At 53.0% G+C, this 16,598-nt stretch carries 10 protein-coding genes and 1 pseudogene; 8 read left to right on the forward strand and 3 right to left on the reverse strand.

Features of this window, described 5'->3' with window-relative positions:
• The first annotated feature begins 2 nt into the window (after nt 1-2).
• The gene (locus KP806_RS00755; RefSeq protein WP_224721649.1) at nt 3-1,097 is read left to right on the forward strand and encodes a Fe(3+) ABC transporter substrate-binding protein; all 1,095 of its coding nucleotides are present in this window, start codon (nt 3-5) and stop codon (nt 1,095-1,097) included.
• 98 nt (nt 1,098-1,195) lie between these two features.
• Here the strand turns inward: KP806_RS00755 and KP806_RS00760 are convergent, their stop codons facing one another.
• Together KP806_RS00760 and KP806_RS00765 are read right to left on the reverse strand one after the other, a co-directional pair.
• Entirely contained in the window at nt 1,196-2,248 is a 1,053-nt protein-coding gene (locus KP806_RS00760; RefSeq protein ID WP_224721650.1) for an NAD(P)-dependent alcohol dehydrogenase, read from the reverse strand.
• A gap of 71 nt (nt 2,249-2,319) precedes the next feature.
• Nucleotides 2,320-3,114, reverse strand: a complete 795-nt coding sequence (locus tag KP806_RS00765; protein ID WP_224721651.1) for a Nif3-like dinuclear metal center hexameric protein — start codon at nt 3,112-3,114, stop codon at nt 2,320-2,322.
• A gap of 236 nt (nt 3,115-3,350) precedes the next feature.
• On the opposite strand from KP806_RS00765, the gene KP806_RS00770 reads away from it, so the two are divergent.
• The 6 genes from KP806_RS00770 (at nt 3,351) to KP806_RS00795 (ending at nt 14,768) form a co-directional block, all read left to right on the forward strand.
• Entirely contained in the window at nt 3,351-5,594 is a 2,244-nt protein-coding gene (locus KP806_RS00770) for an AraC family transcriptional regulator (RefSeq protein ID WP_224721652.1), read from the forward strand.
• A 183-nt stretch (nt 5,595-5,777) separates the two neighbouring features.
• A complete protein-coding gene (locus tag KP806_RS00775; RefSeq protein WP_318153461.1) occupies nt 5,778-7,376 on the forward strand; it encodes an extracellular solute-binding protein in 1,599 nt (532 codons plus the stop codon).
• Between the two features lie 89 nt (nt 7,377-7,465).
• Nucleotides 7,466-8,374, forward strand: a complete 909-nt coding sequence (locus tag KP806_RS00780; RefSeq protein WP_224721654.1) for an ABC transporter permease — start codon at nt 7,466-7,468, stop codon at nt 8,372-8,374.
• 58 nt (nt 8,375-8,432) lie between these two features.
• Nucleotides 8,433-9,266 carry a carbohydrate ABC transporter permease gene (locus KP806_RS00785; protein WP_397376352.1) on the forward strand — a complete coding sequence of 278 codons (834 nt, stop codon included), beginning with the start codon at nt 8,433-8,435 and terminating at the stop codon, nt 9,264-9,266.
• 7 nt (nt 9,267-9,273) lie between these two features.
• Nucleotides 9,274-12,696 carry a glycoside hydrolase family 2 TIM barrel-domain containing protein gene (locus tag KP806_RS00790; RefSeq protein ID WP_224721656.1) on the forward strand — a complete coding sequence of 1,141 codons (3,423 nt, stop codon included), beginning with the start codon at nt 9,274-9,276 and terminating at the stop codon, nt 12,694-12,696.
• An 8-nt stretch (nt 12,697-12,704) separates the two neighbouring features.
• Nucleotides 12,705-14,768, forward strand: coding sequence for an alpha-glucuronidase family glycosyl hydrolase (locus KP806_RS00795; protein ID WP_224721657.1), 2,064 nt, complete (start codon nt 12,705-12,707; stop codon nt 14,766-14,768).
• A gap of 267 nt (nt 14,769-15,035) precedes the next feature.
• Here the strand turns inward: KP806_RS00795 and KP806_RS00800 are convergent.
• Nucleotides 15,036-15,539: pseudogene (locus tag KP806_RS00800) on the reverse strand (transcriptional regulator).
• A 572-nt stretch (nt 15,540-16,111) separates the two neighbouring features.
• On the opposite strand from KP806_RS00800, the gene KP806_RS27515 reads away from it, so the two are divergent.
• Nucleotides 16,112-16,237 carry a hypothetical protein gene (locus KP806_RS27515; protein ID WP_263575522.1) on the forward strand — a complete coding sequence of 42 codons (126 nt, stop codon included), beginning with the start codon at nt 16,112-16,114 and terminating at the stop codon, nt 16,235-16,237.
• Nucleotides 16,238-16,598: the final 361 nt, after the last annotated feature.

Below are 16,598 nucleotides of genomic sequence, written 5' to 3' on the forward strand. Positions count from 1 at the left end.
GGGTGAAAGGGTTGTTGATCTTCATATTTATTTCCATCGTTTGCGCGGCCTGCAGCATAACGGGAACCGGCGGAGAGCCTCCTCGAGCCCATTCGGAGCAAAACGGTGCGGACAAGCCGGATACCCGACAGTCCGATGCGAAGAACGGGTCTGTGACGGTCTATACGGCAAGACATTACGAGGCGGATTCCGTCTTGTTCGAAGCCTTTACGGAGCGGACCGGTATCGAGGTGATCGAAATCAAGGGCACCGCGGAGGAGCTGGTCGCGAGGATGAAGCGGGAGGGAGAGCGCACGGATGCGGATTTGTTTTTTACCGTGGACGGGGGCGTATTGAACTTTGCGAAGCGCGAAAACGTGCTCCAGCCGCTGCGCTCCGACACGCTGGATAACCAGGTGCCCGCCAGATGGCGAGATCCGGATTATTACTGGACGGGCGTAGCTACGCGGGCGCGGGTTATCGTCTATGCGAAGGACCGGGTGAAGCCGGAGGAGCTGTCGACTTACGAAAGCTTGACCGACGAGAAGTGGAAAGGGAGAGTGCTGATCAGATCCTATTCCAATCTGTACAATCAGTCCATGCTCGCCTCCTTTATCGCTCTGAACGGAGAAGAGAAAGCCGAACAGTGGGCCAGGGGCATCGCGAACAACTTCGCACGCGCTCCTGAGGGCGGCGACCGCGATCAAGCCAAGGCGATTGCCGACGGTATAGGCGATGTTGCGATCATGAATACGTATTATGTAGGCCAGCTTGCCGCTTCCAAGGACCCGGAGGAGGTGCGGACAGCGGAAAGCTTGGGCGTTTTTTTTCCTAACCAGGAAACGACCGGGACCCATATTAACATTAGCGGAATCGGCTTGGCCCGTTATTCCCATAACCCGGACAACGCTTTGAAGCTTGTGGAGTATTTAACCGGCAAGGAAGGGCAGACGCTGCTCGCGAAGGAAAGCTTTGAATTTCCGGTGAATGAAGCGGCGGAAGTAACGGAGCCGTTAAAGTCATGGGGGTCCTTCAAGGCGCAGCGGCTCGATTTTTCGGTCATGGAGAAATACCGGGAAAAAGCGGTTGCGATTTTCAAACGGGCGGGCTGGGCTTGACGTTCAAACACGTAATCGTCTGGAAAAAAGGCGATGCGCTCGCCGGTGTCCTTTACGGATCCGTGCGGGCGCATCGCAGCCAATGGACGGCGTAGCCGTCACTCAGGCAAATTCGGATAAATCATGACTTTGATACTGGTGTCCTTCTTCGTCATGGCCGTCTCTACCGCTTCCTTAATATCCGTCAGTGCGTACCGGTGCGTAATAATCGATTCAATGTCCACGGAAGAGCTCTGCAGAGCCTGAATCGCCGCCGGATACGTGTTGGCGTACCGGAATACGCCAAAAGCGTCGATTTCGCCGTCGATCAGGGCGGCCATATCCATCGGCACCGTACCTGCGGCAGGCAGCCCGACGTACACAATCCGTCCGCCCCGCTTCACAAGCTTCACCGTATCGGCCATCGCTCTGGCATTGCCCGACGATTCGACGACAAGCGTAATGCCGGCTCCTCCCGTCAATTCATCCAGCCGTTCCTCCAGCCGATCCGCCGCAGGGTCGAATACCGCCTTAAAGCCCATTTCAAGAGCCAGCTCGCGCCTGTATGCGACCGTATCCGTCCCATAAATTTCAGTAATGCCGAACAGCTTCGCCGCTTGACCGGCCAGCAGGCCGATCGGACCGAGTCCGGTAATCAGCACGCGATCGAACGGCTTTGCATTGCCGCGCTGCATCGCGTGGAAGCCGACCGACAGCGGCTCCAGCAGCGCTCCCGCCTCGTAGCTCATCGAATCGGGCAGCTTGAACAGATAGTCGCTAGGCATGACGATATATTCCGCCCAGGCTCCGTTTACAGGAGGAGTCGCGAGAAAAACAACATCCGGACACAAATTGTAGCGTCCCGCTTTGCAATATTCGCAGCGGCCGCAAGTCGCGCCCGGCTCTACCGCCACCCGGTCTCCCGGCGACAAATGCGTGACCGCTTTGCCCACCTCTACGACTTCGCCCGCCAGCTCGTGGCCGAGTACAATCGGCTCCTTCACGACGTATCGTCCGATTTGACCGTGCTCGTAATAATGGACATCGGAGCCGCACACGCCGATGCAATACACTTTAACGAGCGCCTCATTGTCCTTTGGAACGGGGATATCCACCTGCTGAACCGCAATTGACAGCGGTTTGTCCATAATAGCTGCATTCATTTTGCTCATTTACTTTCTCTCCTTCTGCATAATTAATGTCAGGTACTGCACATGTGAATGCACGCCCGGCCGATTCGCGCTCAAATGACCCGAAATACCGGATTTACCGGAATAAAATGAACGGGCACCTCAGGGTACTCTTCCTGCAGCCGATGCGCCAGGGAGCGCATGCCGGGCTCTTCGCTCTCCGCATGCCCGATAACGATCAGCGATTTCGAAACGCCTTGCCAGGCGGAATCTCTTACATATTCGGGAGTTTCCCACTCGGGCCCCTCTCCGCAAATGACCAGGTCGAGTCCTTTCTCGCGGTAAAGCGGGATGGCATTGGCGCCGCCGCCTCTGTAGCCCACCAGAATGCCGATGCGGCTGCAGAGCATTTCCGGGTCGCCCGCGATCCGGGCGTAAGGAATCGACAGCTTTTCCTTGACATAGGCCGCAATGTCCGCCAAACGCCTTTCGGGCAGCCGAAGCACGGCAGCCGTCGGCAGCATTTCCTCGACGTCAGACTCCCATTTCAATCTTTGCAGCAAGCCGGTCATAATGATATCGGGCTCCAGCCTGTGGCAATAATCGTGATGCCGGTAAATGGCGATGCCGGATTCCCTGAGCGATTGTTCTTTGCGTCCATACACCGGATCGCCGGTCAGCAGCCCTTCGGTCATCCGATGGCTGTAGAAGGGAGCCTCATGGGAAATCAGCAAATTCACTCCCATGGAGACGGCTTGTTCGATGACCTGGTGCGTAGCCATAAACGTCGTCGCGATCCCGCGCACCTCGGCTTCGGGATCGCCGGGCGCAAGCACGTCGACCGTATCCCCGATCGGCTGGACGGATGAGCGCAGCCGATCGATCACTTGTTTGATTGTCAGAGTCATTTCTTTCTTCCTTTCCGCCGCGGCGAATTCGTCCGCCTACTCTATTCACTTCGATGCTCGGGCTTATAATCCTTGTTTTATCGCGCCGCCCTTAAATAATGGCGATCAGTTTCAAATTGTAGATTGAATTGATTCGAAATTATCGGTAGAATCCACGTATTGCGGAATGGATTCAGCCGATCGATTGGGTATAATGTAGATCAGGCAACGAGACTAGATTTAATGGGGGAGAGGTTATGTTGCGAAACCGATTCAGGTTCGGCAAGAGCATAACGAATAAATGGTTAATTTCATATGCAGTCATTTTGCTTATTCCGGTTCTTGTAAGCTTAATTGTATATATGCAAACGACGCAAATCGTCAAATACGAAATTCAGCGGGCAAGCAGCGCGATGCTCAAGCAGGTGAAATTTATTGTGGACAGCGAGCTGAACCAGACGGAGAAGCTCGGAACGCAGCTGTCTATTCATACCGAAGTGCTCAAATTTTTGAAGCTGGACAAACAGAACGAGTCGGCCTATTCCTTTGATATTTATAAAACGGAGCAGGAGCTCGGCAAATATAAATCCGCGAACGATTTTATCAACGGCATCTACATTTATTCCGCAAAGCTGGATAAAGTGCTCACGAACGAGACGTATGCGGACAGCAAGCTGTTTTATTCAATGAATCATAAGTCCGAAACCTACACGTACGAACAATGGCTGTCGGATATGCGGAATCAGAAATTGAACAAATACCAGTGGATACCGATGCTCGAATACGATAAATTCGACAAAACCGTCGTTTACACAAAACCTCTGGCGGGGATGACGGGGGGCGTCGTGAACGGTACGCTGGTGATGCCGCTGAACGGCAACAAAATTCAGCATTTGCTCGAGAACGTCGACTGGGTGAATAAAGGGAAGGTATATATTGTGGACGATCAGAACCAGGTGCTGTTTCATAACAGCGGCGGGACGGGCTCTGCCGTGTCCTACGAAGAGCTGCTGAACGACAGAAACAGCATGGTTGCGTCCATCGATTCGGACAATACGAGCTGGCGATATGTAAGCGTATTTCCTTCTGATGTTTTCTGGGAGAAAGCCAGAGAAATCCGGATGATGAATCTGATCGGATTGCTGGTCTGCTGCTTGATCGGCGGCGGGGTCATGACGTATTTCGCCCGCAGGAACTATAATCCGGTGCGCGAGTTGGTGAGCATTTTTCCCGCGGGCCGCGAGGGCAGCAAAGAGGAAATGGACGAATACGCGTTCATCCGTCAAAGCGTCATGACCGCGATCCGGGAGAAGAACGATATGAGCAGCCACCAGTCGCGGCAGCTGCGCGTGCTTCAGAGCTATTATTTGGGCAAGCTGCTGAAGGGGCAGACGGAGCAGGCGACATCGGTAGAGGAAGCGGCCAGCATCCACCGGATGGACTGGCAGTCGGAGCATTTTGCGGTGCTTCTCTTTTACCTCGATCCGTCTGAGAAAAAGGAGCTGCCGCTGTCGCTGTCCCAATTTATCGTCTCCAATATCGTGAAGGATCTCATCGACCGGAGCCATAATGTGCATTTTACGGATGTAGACGGACTGCTCGCGGCAATCGTCAATATTCATCCGGATCGGATGGATACGTGGAAGGAAGAGACCGAAGAGGCGATTTCGGAGGCTCACGAGTTTATTGAGCAGCGTTACGGACTGACGTTCTCCGTATCGGGAAGCGACAGGAACGACTCTCTGGAGGGGATTCACAAGGCGTTTTTGCAAGCGCTTGAAGCCCAGGAATACCGGGTCATGCTGGACGAGAAGTTCGTCTGGTACGGCGATATCAAGCTGGACGAAACCGACTATTATTATTCGATCAATGAGGAGCTCGTGCTCCATAACATTATTAAAAGCGGGGATTTCGAGAAGGCATCCGAGATGGTAGACCACATGATCGGCCAAATTTTTAACCGGCAGGCATCGATTGAGATGGTCAAATGTTTCCTGATCGACCTGGCGAGCACGATGATGAAGATGGTGCCGCAGGAGGCCCAAACGAATGCGCTGTGGGAGGAACGGCGGCCGGTCAAGCGGCTGCTGTCCTGCACGACCCGAAGCGAATTCAGGCAGGAGCTGATGGAGATTCTTCTGGCGGTGTGCGAGCTGGTGAACGAAAAGCTGTCGGCCGCATCCCATTCGCGGCTTGGAGAGCAAGTCGAAGAATATGTGAAGAAGCACTATGCCGATATCAATCTCAGCGTTTCTTTGATCGGATCGCATTTCGGCATTACGCCGCAATACGTTTCCAAGCTGTTTAAAGAGCATGCCGGAGAAGGGCTTCACGAATTTATAAGCAAAACCCGCGTCGGCGAGGCCAAACAGCTTCTGGACACCGGCGCTTCGATTGACGAGACGGCGCTCAAGGTCGGGTTCTCCAGCAGCAGCGCATTCATCCGGGTATTCAAAAAATACGAGGGCATTACGCCCGGCAAATATAAAACAATCCAATAATAGGCATGCCGCACGCGCCAGACGGCGTATAGACGATCAGATTCAAACGATCTATCGTCTATTTTACTTTTCGTAGACGGAGTTTCGATTTTGAGCATTGCCGCGGATGTGCCGATGACTTACATTGGGGTAGCGGCGCACCGAACGCTGACAATAGATAAATACGGAGGTCTGATTGTTACGATGAAACGGTTGACGAAAAATAAGTTTCGGATGGCTTTAGTTTCGATAATGGCGATGTCGATTCTCGCTGCCGGCTGCAGCGATGCCGGCAAAGGTCAGAACGAACAGGAGCAAGCTCAGAACGCAGGCTCGAATCAGGAAGGCGCAGCTTTCTCCTATCCGATGAGCGGCAATGTCGAGCTTACCTATATGACGGAAGCGCTCGGCAGCGTTCCGGACCGGTTCCCGATCGACGACGAATACGAGAAGCGCACGGGGATCAAGATCAAGCATCTGGGCGGTACCCCGATGACGGATCAGAAGTTCAGCCTGCTGCTTGCCTCGAACGAGCTGCCGGATATTTTCCTGAACACTTGGCTGCAGTATCCGGGCGGACCGGAGAAAGCGGTCGAGCAAGGGTATATCCTAAAGCTGAACGACTATATCGACAAATACGCGCCGAACCTCAAGAAAGCGCTGGAAGAGAATCCGGAGATCGATAAAATGATCAAAACGGACGACGGCACGTATTACGCCTTCCCGTTCATCCGCTCGGAAGCGGGACGCGTCTACGGCGGCCCGATCATCCGCAAGGACTGGCTGGACGAGCTCGGACTTGCCGTTCCGGAAACGATCGACGAATGGTATACGGTGCTGAAAGCGTTCAAGGAGAAGAAAAACGCCGCAGCTCCCGTAACGTTCCGGACGATGTTCCTGGGCGAGCGCACTGGCGGCTTCGCCGGCGCCTTCGGCGTCATGGGCAACTTCTATGTGAACGACGGCAAGGTCGTGTACGGTTATTTGGAGCCGAAGTATAAGGAATATTTGGCTTTGATGAACAAGTGGTACAAGGAAGGTCTGATCGATAAGGACTTCGCTTCGATCGACGCGGCGACGGTCGACAAAAAAATGAGCTCGGACGTAAGCGGCGCCACCTTCGGCTGGCAGTTCTATATCGAGAAATACAATTCGGCCGCGCAAGCGGCGGATCCGAACGCCAATTTCGTTGCGGCTCCGTATCCGACGCTTGTAAAAGGAACGAAGCCGGAATTCGGCCAGCTTGATAACGCCTATGCAGGTACAAGCTCCGCCGCGATTTCTGCGAATACAAAAAACATCGAAGCCGCAATGCGCTGGCTGGATTACGCCTACACCGAAGAAGGCAGCATGCTGAACACGTTCGGCATCGAGGGAACGACTTACGAGCTGAAGGACGGCAAGCCGGTTTACACCGATCTGGTCGTCAAAAATCCGGACGGTCTCGGCAGCGACCAGGTCATGATGCAGTATGCGCATGGAACGAACTTCCCGATGATTCAACGGGACAACAACCTTCCGGCGAAATATCCGCAAACGGCGGAAGCGCTTGACATCTGGAAAAATACGAATCACGAAAGCCATCTTCTGCCTCCTGTTACGCCTACGGCGGAGGAAGCGGACGAGCTCGCAAGCATTATGAACGACGTTAATGCGCTCGTCAAGGAAGCGGAACTGAAAATGATGATCGGCACGGAGCCTGTGGACGCTTACGACAAATACGTTGAGCAGCTAAAAAGGCTCGGAATCGAGCGTGCGCTCGAAATCCAGCAAGCGGCTTACGATCGTTATTTGAAGCGCTAATCCGAATCCGTCTGACAACCGCCGCTTGCCATACGCAGGCGGCGGTTGCTTCAACACGGCCAAAAACGGCATTGAAGGAGGGACATTAGATGTCCGAGACCCGATTGGGTAAAGATTTGATACGAAATAAATGGCTGTACCTCATGATACTGCCCGTTCTCGTCTATTACGTCATGTTCCATTATGTCCCGATGTACGGGGCGATTATCGCATTCAAGCAGTACGTGCCCTCCAAGGGGATTTGGGGGAGCGAATGGATCGGCTTCGAAAACTTTCAGGATTTTTTCTCGAGCATTTATTTTTTCAGGGTGATCAAGAACACGGTTTTGCTGAGTCTGTATAACCTGCTGTTCGGGTTTCCGGCGCCGATTATACTCGCACTGCTGCTGAACGAGCTGAAAAGCTCGGTGTTCCGCCGCATTACCCAGACGATTACGTATATGCCACACTTCATTACGCTTGTTGTCGTCGCCGGGATCATTCGTTACTTTACGCTTTCGGACGGTTTGATCAATGATGTCATCGCCTTTTTCGGCGGGGAGCGGATCGCCTTCCTCCAGCAGCCGGAATCGTTCAGAGCGATTTACGTCATCAGCGAAATCTGGCAGCAGATCGGCTGGGGCACGATCATTTATTTGGCGGCCATTTCGGGCATCGACCAGCAGCAGTATGAAGCCGCCAAAATAGACGGTGCGACGAAGCTCCGGCAAATCTGGCATATTACGCTGCCGGGCATTTTGCCTACGGTCATGATCATGCTTATTCTTGCGCTCGGAAATCTGATGAACGTCGGCTTTGAGAAGATCATTTTGCTTTACAGCGCCAGCATTTATGAAACGGCGGATGTTATTTCGACCTATGTTTACCGCAAAGGCATTTTGGAATTCGATTACGGCTACAGCACCGCGGTAGGGGTATTCAACTCCGTCATCAACTTCGGCATCCTGCTGCTGGCCAACTATTTCAGTAAACGTGTAAGTCAGAACAGCTTATGGTAAGGAGTCGAGTACGTTGAACAAAACATCTGTAGGTGAACGACTTTTCGATTGGACGAATATGGCCGTTATGACGGTGCTGATCGTCGCGACGCTTTATCCGATGCTGTATATTTTGTTCTCCTCGCTTAGCGACGGCAACCGGTTAATCTCGTTCGACGGCATCCTGCTATGGCCACAGGGGTTCTCGTTGGACGGCTATAAGGCGGTATTCAGCAACGCGACGTTCCTGCAAGCGTTCAAAAACACCTTTTTTGTCCTCATCGTGGGCTTGACCGTGAATCTGTCTCTTACGGCGTTTGGCGCCTATTTCCTTTCCCGGGACGGGGTGCTGCTAGGCAAGCCGATCATGTTTATGATCGTATTCACGATGTTTTTCCAGGGTGGACTCGTTCCTTTTTATCTGATCGTCAAAGAATACGGGCTGCTGAATTCGTTATGGGCGCTTATTTTGCCGTCGGCGGTCAGCACGTTCAATTTGATCATCATGCGCACGTACTTTCAGTCGATTCCGAAGGAGCTGGAAGAATCCGCTTTCCTGGACGGCGCCGGTCATTATAAAATATTGTTTAGCGTTTTCATTCCGCTGTCGATGCCCGTTATCGCGGTCATGATCCTGTATTACGGCGTCGGACACTGGAACAGCTGGTTTAGCGCCATGATTTTCCTGAGGGATCAGGAGCTGTTCCCGGTTCAGCTTGTCGTCCGGAATATTTTGCTGGAGAACGACAATGCGAATATGATCGGCACATCGACGCTGCAGCACAGCCAAAGCGTGGCGGAAACGTTAAAATATGCGGCCATTATGGTGACGACGGCACCGATTCTGCTGCTGTACCCTTTCCTGCAAAAATATTTCGTAAAGGGCGTCATGGTAGGGGCTTTGAAAGGATGATGCGGGCATGAACAAGAAAACATTGTTTAACGGCGGCTGGGAATTTGCCAAGAGCGGTCTGGAGGCGGCGGACAGCAAGGCATTGACGTTCGAAAAGGTCGATCTTCCTCATGACTGGCTTATTTATGACACCTTGAATCTTTACGAGAACAGCATCGGCTGGTACCGGAAAAGATTTACGCATGCGCTTAACGGCGGGCAGCTTCTGCTCTGCTTCGACGGGGTGTATATGGATTCCACCCTTTATGTGAACGATCGGTACATCGGAGAATGGAAATACGGCTATTCCTCCTTCGAGCATGACATTACAAGCGCGGTCCGGGACGGGGAAAACGAAATTTTGCTGAAGGTCGTGCACAAGAGCCCGAACAGCAGATGGTATTCGGGCGCGGGGATTTACCGCAGCGTGTGGCTGAAAGCAAGAGACCGCAATCATATCGCGACGGACGGCATTTATGTCAGCACGAAAAAGGAAGAGGACGGCTGGAAGGTTGAAATCGAGACGGAGCTGAGCCTTGAGCATGACGTTCATCTGGCTCATACAATTCTGTACAAGGACCAAGTTGTTGCCTTAACTGCCGCTCGTGTCGAAGCGGACGGCGGCCCGGTAACGAAGCATCGTCAGACGCTCACCGTGCACAATCCGCTGCTGTGGCATCCGGACCATCCGGAGCTTTACCGGCTCGTGACCGAACTGCGCAAGGATTCGGAGGACGGAGACGTCATCGAAGCTGACGCACAAACGATCGGCTTCCGCGAGATCGTGCTGCATCCCGACCGCGGCTTCCTGCTGAACGGGCAAAAAATGAAGCTGAACGGGGTTTGCGAGCATCACGACTTGGGAGCGCTCGGTGCCGCGTTTAACAAAGAGGCGCTGAGAAGAAGGTTCGTTATTTTGAAAGAGATGGGCGTAAACGCCATTCGAACGGCGCATAACATGCCCGCCAAGGAATTGATGGATTTGGCGGACGAGATGGGCATGCTGGTCGTCTCGGAAGCTTTCGACATGTGGGAAAGGCCAAAAACGGCGTACGATTACGCAAGATTTTTTAAGGAATGGGCTCCGGCCGACGTGAAAAGCTGGGTCAAGCGGGACCGGAATCATCCGAGCCTGCTGATGTGGAGCATCGGAAACGAAATTTATGACACGCATGCGGATGCCAGAGGGCAAGACATTACGAAAATGCTGATGGATGAAGTGTTGAAATACGATCCGAATGAAAATGCCAGAATAACGATCGGTTCGAACTATATGCCATGGGAAAACGCGCAGCAGTGCGCGGATATCGTCAAGGTGGCGGGCTATAATTACGCTGAAAAATATTACCGCAAGCATCATGAGGAGCATCCGGACTGGGTCATTTACGGAAGCGAGACGGCTTCGGTCGTGCAGAGCAGGGGCATTTACCGTTTTCCGTTCGAAAAATCGATTTTAGCGGATGACGACGAGCAGTGCTCCGCATTAGGCAACAGCTCGACGAGCTGGGGGGCGAAGTCTGCGGAAGCGTGCATCATCGCGGAACGGGATACGCCGTTCTCCCTCGGTCAATTTATATGGACCGGCTTCGATTATATCGGCGAGCCTACGCCTTATCATACGAAAAACTCTTATTTCGGACAGATCGATACGGCTACGTTCAAGAAGGATTCCTATTACGTCTATAAGGCGGCCTGGACGGATTACAGAACCGAGCCGATGGTTCATATTTTCCCTTATTGGGACTTTAACAAAGGCCAGACGATCGATGTGCGGGTATGCTCGAACGCGCCGAAAATCGAATTGCTGTTCAACGGCGTTTCGCTTGGCGTGCGCGACATCGATCACCTGCACGGGACGGAGCTTTCCGGCTGGTGGAAGCTTCCTTATGAAGAGGGAGAATTAAAGGCGTTCGCCTATGACGAAGCAGGACGAGTCATTGCGCAGGATGTGCGGAGATCGTTTGGCGACGCGAAGAGGATTTGCCTGCAGGCGGACAAGAACGATCTGACCGCCAACGGGGAGGACCTGCTGTTCGTCGAAATTACGATGGAGGACGAAGCCGGCAATCCGGTAGAGAACGCGAATAACCGTGTACGCGTGGACGTTACCGGCGCAGGCCGGCTGCTTGGCCTGGATAACGGCGACAGCACGGATTACGATCCGTATAAGGGCGTGAGCAGAAGGCTGTTCAGCGGCAAGCTGATGGCGATCGTCGGGGCAACGCTTACGCCTGGCAAGCTGCGCATCGAGGTGACTTCTTCCGGCATGGGAAGCCGGACGCTGGAGCTCGAGGCGCGGCCGTCGGAGGTGACGGCTTTGGATGGAATATCCGCAGCAGCTAGAAACGAAGACCTGCCTTGCGTGACGGGAAGCCTTGATGAAATCCCCCTCCGCAAAATCGAGATCATCAGCGATTCGGGGCAGTCGTTCGATCCGTCGAGAAAGGAGATTGCCGTCCGGGCCAAGTTATGGCCGGCAAATACTTCTTATCAGGAAGTGGAATGGAGCGCCGTGAACGATACCGGCATCGTGTCGAGCATCGCCAAGGTAGAGGCGTCCGGACTTGAGGCCAAGATTACGGCACTCGGCGACGGAGAATTCCGGATTCGCTGTACAAGCAAAAACGGCACCGGCAAGACGAAGCTGATCTCCCAGCTGGAATTTACGGCCGAAGGCCTTGGCACGGCTTACAAGAATCCGTACGGCTTTATTTCCGCCGGTCTTTACGATTACAGCAAAGGGGAAGTCGGGAACGGGAACGAACGGGGAGTCGCGACGAGCAGGGACGGCGAAACGCAGGTCGGCTTCCGCGACATCGACTTCGGCCCGTACGGCTCCGATCTCCTTACGCTGCCGATCTTCGCTTTGACGAGCGAGCCGTATTCGCTGCAAATTTGGGAAGGAATGCCGGACGAGGAAGGCAGCGAATTGCTTGCCGACGTTATCTACCAAAAGGAATCCAGATGGAACGTTTACCAGGAGGAGACGTACCGCCTGTCCAGAAAGCTTCGCGGCATCACTTCGATCTGCTTTGTCCTTCAAAAGAAGGTGCATATTAAAGGCTTCACGTTCCAGTCTCAGAACAGAGCCCTCGAGCGCAACGACGCCGCGGATTGCGACCGCATCTACGGGGATACGTTTGCGATCCGGGACAGCCGCGTTGAAGGAATCGGAAATAACGTTTCGTTAGTGTTCGATCAGCTGGATTTTGCGGGCGTGGGCGCAACGAAACTTGTCGTGTGCGGCCGTTCGCCGATCGATAAGAATACGATCCATATCCGGTTCGCGAACCAGGACGGCGAGAGCAATCAGCTTCTGGAATTTACGCAATCGGACGGATATGAAGAGCGGGTATTCAGCCTGGAGAAAGTGGAGGGCATTCAAAACGTAACCTTCATCTTCCTGCCGGGAAGTAATTTTGACTTCGGTTGGTTCCGATTTGAAAGGTAGGAGAGAAAATGCACGAGCATTTTACGAAGGACAGTCCGGGCTACAAAGCCTGGCTTGCGTATCATGCGCCCGGGAACGAGGCTCTGAGGAAGAAGGAAGCGGCCCGCTACGGCTGGATCGCTTCGTCCGGCAGTGACGAAACCGCAAAGGCGGCAGCAGCGGAGCTGATTGCCGGGATCGGCTCGATGCTCGGAGCGGAACCTTCGGTTCTGGAGAATGGGCTGCCGGAGAACGGCATTATACTTGGAACGTTTCAGGAAAACGGACGGATCCGCGACATTTGCGGCGATGCGGCGGACAAGCTGAATGCCGAAGGCTTCGTCCTCCGGACGTCGGGCGGTGTGACCGCCATCGGAGCGCATTCCTCTGTCGGCGTCCTGTACGGCGCATTCCATTTGCTGCGGCTGATTGCGCTCGGGCGAGGGTCTTCCGGGCTTGACATGATCGAAAATCCGGCGAACGGACTGCGGATGGTGAACCAATGGGACAATATCGACGGCAGTATTGAACGCGGCTACGCGGGGCAGTCGATTTTTTACCGGGATGACGAGATTTCGTACAGCCCGGACCGTATCCGGGATTATGCGCGGATGCTGGCTTCGGTCGGCTTGAGTGCGATCGCGATCAACAACGTGAACGTGCACCGGCTGGAGACGAAGTTTGTGACGGGCGAATATTTGCCGCAAATTGCGGAGCTGGCTTCCATTTTCCGCGTTTACGGTGTGAAGCTGTACCTCAGCATTAACTTTGCGAGCCCGATCGAGGTCGGCGGATTGGAGACGGCTGACCCGCTGGAGCCTGAGGTCCGCCGGTGGTGGCGCGAGCGCGCGGCTGATATTTATGAGGCGATTCCGGATTTCGGAGGTTTTCTCGTGAAGGCGGACTCCGAGAACCGCCCGGGTCCTTTCACTTACGACCGGAACCACGCCGACGGCGCCAATATGCTGGCCGAGGCGCTGGAGCCGTACGGAGGTCTCGTCATCTGGCGCTGCTTCGTCTACAACTGCAAGCAGGATTGGCGGGACCGGTCCACCGATCGCGCAAGAGCGGCGTATGACCACTTTATGCCGCTTGACGGGGCGTTTAAGGATAACGTGATTTTACAAATCAAGAACGGTCCGATGGACTTCCAGGTACGGGAGCCCGTATCTCCGCTGCTCGGTGCGATGAAGCGGACGAACCAGCTTCTCGAATTCCAAATTACACAGGAGTACACGGGCCAGCAGCGTCATCTTTGTTATCTGGTGCCGCAGTGGAAAACGGTTCTCGACTTCGAAACGTACGCGCTCGGGGACAGCTCCCCGGTCAAGCGGGTTGTGGACGGAAGCGTCTTCGGCAGGCGGTACGGGGGCTTCGCAGCCGTATCCAATATAGGAGACGACATGAACTGGACCGGGCATCCGCTTGCTCAGGCGAATCTGTACGGCTACGGGCGGCTCGCCTGGAATCCGGAGCTCACCTCGGAAGGAATTGCGGAGGAATGGGCGGCTCAGGCCGTCGGATCCGACGAAGCCGCAGTCGGCCTCATATGCTCCATGCTGATGGAATCGCTCGGTATTTATGAAGCCTACACAGCACCGCTTGGCGTAGGCTGGATGGTCAATCCGAATCATCACTACGGCCCTAACGTGGACGGCTACGAATACGACAAATGGGGAACGTACCATTTTGCCGACCGCGACGGAATCGGCGTGGACCGGACCGTCAAAACGGGAACCGGCTATTCCTCCCAGTATTTGGGCGAGAACGCGGCAATTTATGAGTCGCTTGACCGCTGCCCGGACGAGCTGCTGCTGTTCTTCCATCATGTGCCGTACACGCATATTCTTAAGTCGGGAAAAACGGTCATTCAACATATTTACGACACTCACTTCGCAGGAGCGGAGCGTGCGGCTGCGCTTGCAGGGACATGGGAAACGCTCCGCGGCCGGATCGATGAGAGGATTTACGTCCAGGCGGAAGCCAGACTTCGCGGGCAAGCCGAGCATGCCAAGGAATGGCGCGATATCATTAATACGTACTTCTACCGCAAAAGCGGAATCGCGGATGAGCAGGGTCGAACGATTTATTAAACGAAAAACGGTTGGCTTCGTTTTGGAGACGAAGCCGGCCGTTTTTTTTCGGGACAGAAGGGATGCGGAATAGAACAAAACGAACTCTAAAACAAACTATAACGAATCCCACGATGCCTATCATAGCGAAAACGGCAGCTTTTCTGGGCTAACGAACTCCATCGGCCTTATGGTACCAGTTACTGACCAGACAATGCTTCAAAACAGCAAACAAAGCCGGTGGAGTTCGTAAGGTTTCCAAAACCGTGTGTTTCGAGCAAATAAGAGTTACTGAGTTCGTAAGCCGTATGTGCGATAACGCTGCTTGCCGCTGACCACCGACAGATGTTGGAGTTCGACCAGCTTGTGAAGAATAAACGAAAGAATTAACTGCTGGCAGCGTTTCGTCTCTTCCGTTACGGACAAATAAGCAACCGGCATAAAAGCCAATCGTCAAGAGATAATAAACAATGACGCCAGCACAAATCCTTAAAGCGTCTCCCATCGAGATTTCTGGCATGCGGACCATAGCCTTGAATTTCGATCCCTCCTTTTGCTTCGCCGCCGGGCAGATAAGCCAAATCCAAATACCGATAACCATTGTGAAAATCACGTACCTCCCACTCGGCATGCAGATGGTTGAAATTTCTCACGACGGGAAACCAAACAGCGCGCAGAAACTCAACGGTTCCATGACCAAGCCCCTTCTCCAGAAGCTCGCGTCTTCTGTGATTTTTCTCTTGTGCAAGAGGACTGTATCCATTCCTCATAAGCTTGGTCAAATTTTCTCATCGCTAGCTGCATCCTTTCATAAATAGGCCTCAAAATAGAAAAAGCCGCTTCGACACAAATTCATCCCACAGGGTGAAAATGGAACAGAGCGGCGTATGCTTTACGACCTGCTATCTAGAGTTCGTATGACGTGACCAAATAGCGATCACATAGTTAAATATATCTCAATTTAAAAGGATTTCAATGCCGATCAGGTGTAACTACAGCATCACATAAAGTACCATTCAATCCGCGCCCCAAGTATTTGTAGCGCCTTTACCGTTAGGGAATTAGCGTTACCGAATCTGCATCAAGAATTCACACCTCAAGAACGATATAAGCACTTCGAGACTTAACAAGTAACACGTTAAAAAATATCCCCATTTCGAACGAATTTCTGCTTTATTAGAATAAATGAACAAGTCTATAAGTAAACCAAATACTTTTTCCGCTCCTCATCAATTGACTGTTTTCTTCTCGTGTTATATTATCTGACATATAAACAAAACGCATAAACAAACTGCCAATTTCCAAGTGTCATGTAAATTAACGCCGAGTAAGCATCAACGAATAAGCGATAAGGAGCGATTGAGATGAAATTATTGTTTATCATTGTAGGTATGCTGAACGTAGCTAATCATAGTAAAGTGGAAGACGATTGCATGAGCAAGTTTAACGAAGCCTTTGTCGGCGACGAGCGTTACTGGAAGCAGGTGTAATCGGCAGAATGGGAAAAGGCGTTTCCTGGTCAGGGGGACGTCTTTTTTTCATGCCGCACAACTATTTCGCCCTGATAAGCGCTTTCAATCGATCGAATGTATTCCGGCCCATAATCAGCCTCTGCTGATTATGCTGTAACTCCTGCAAGAAGTAAGGCTTCAGCTAAATTAACCCTCAACATCCAACGCAATACATAACCCGTCCTCCACGGGAGTACGCCGGCCCGGTTCGCCCGATAGCTGCCAATTGATAGATGTGGTTGTCACTTAAGGTGACATAATCGAAATCACATTCCTGAATCAACTTAAGAAGCTGGTAGCGATAGGAAATTTTCAGCACCCAATTGATAGATTTCACGCG

This window comes from Paenibacillus vietnamensis (assembly GCF_020169515.1).
Classification (GTDB): Bacteria; Bacillota; Bacilli; order Paenibacillales; family Paenibacillaceae; genus Pristimantibacillus; species Pristimantibacillus vietnamensis.

Bases quoted from the DNA above. Each gene is read 5' to 3' on its own strand.
- KP806_RS00780 (WP_224721654.1), top strand. From the start codon at position 7,466: ATGTCCGAGACCCGATTGGGTAAAGATTTGATACGAAATAAATGGCTG.
- KP806_RS00790 (WP_224721656.1), top strand. From the start codon at position 9,274: ATGAACAAGAAAACATTGTTTAACGGCGGCTGGGAATTTGCCAAGAGC.
- KP806_RS00795 (WP_224721657.1), top strand. From the start codon at position 12,705: ATGCACGAGCATTTTACGAAGGACAGTCCGGGCTACAAAGCCTGGCTT.
- KP806_RS00775 (WP_318153461.1), top strand. From the start codon at position 5,778: ATGAAACGGTTGACGAAAAATAAGTTTCGGATGGCTTTAGTTTCGATA.
- KP806_RS27515 (WP_263575522.1), top strand. From the start codon at position 16,112: ATGAAATTATTGTTTATCATTGTAGGTATGCTGAACGTAGCTAATCAT.
- KP806_RS00765 (WP_224721651.1), bottom strand. From the start codon at position 3,114: ATGACTCTGACAATCAAACAAGTGATCGATCGGCTGCGCTCATCCGTC.
- KP806_RS00785 (WP_397376352.1), top strand. From the start codon at position 8,433: ATGGCCGTTATGACGGTGCTGATCGTCGCGACGCTTTATCCGATGCTG.
- KP806_RS00770 (WP_224721652.1), top strand. From the start codon at position 3,351: ATGTTGCGAAACCGATTCAGGTTCGGCAAGAGCATAACGAATAAATGG.
- KP806_RS00760 (WP_224721650.1), bottom strand. From the start codon at position 2,248: ATGAGCAAAATGAATGCAGCTATTATGGACAAACCGCTGTCAATTGCG.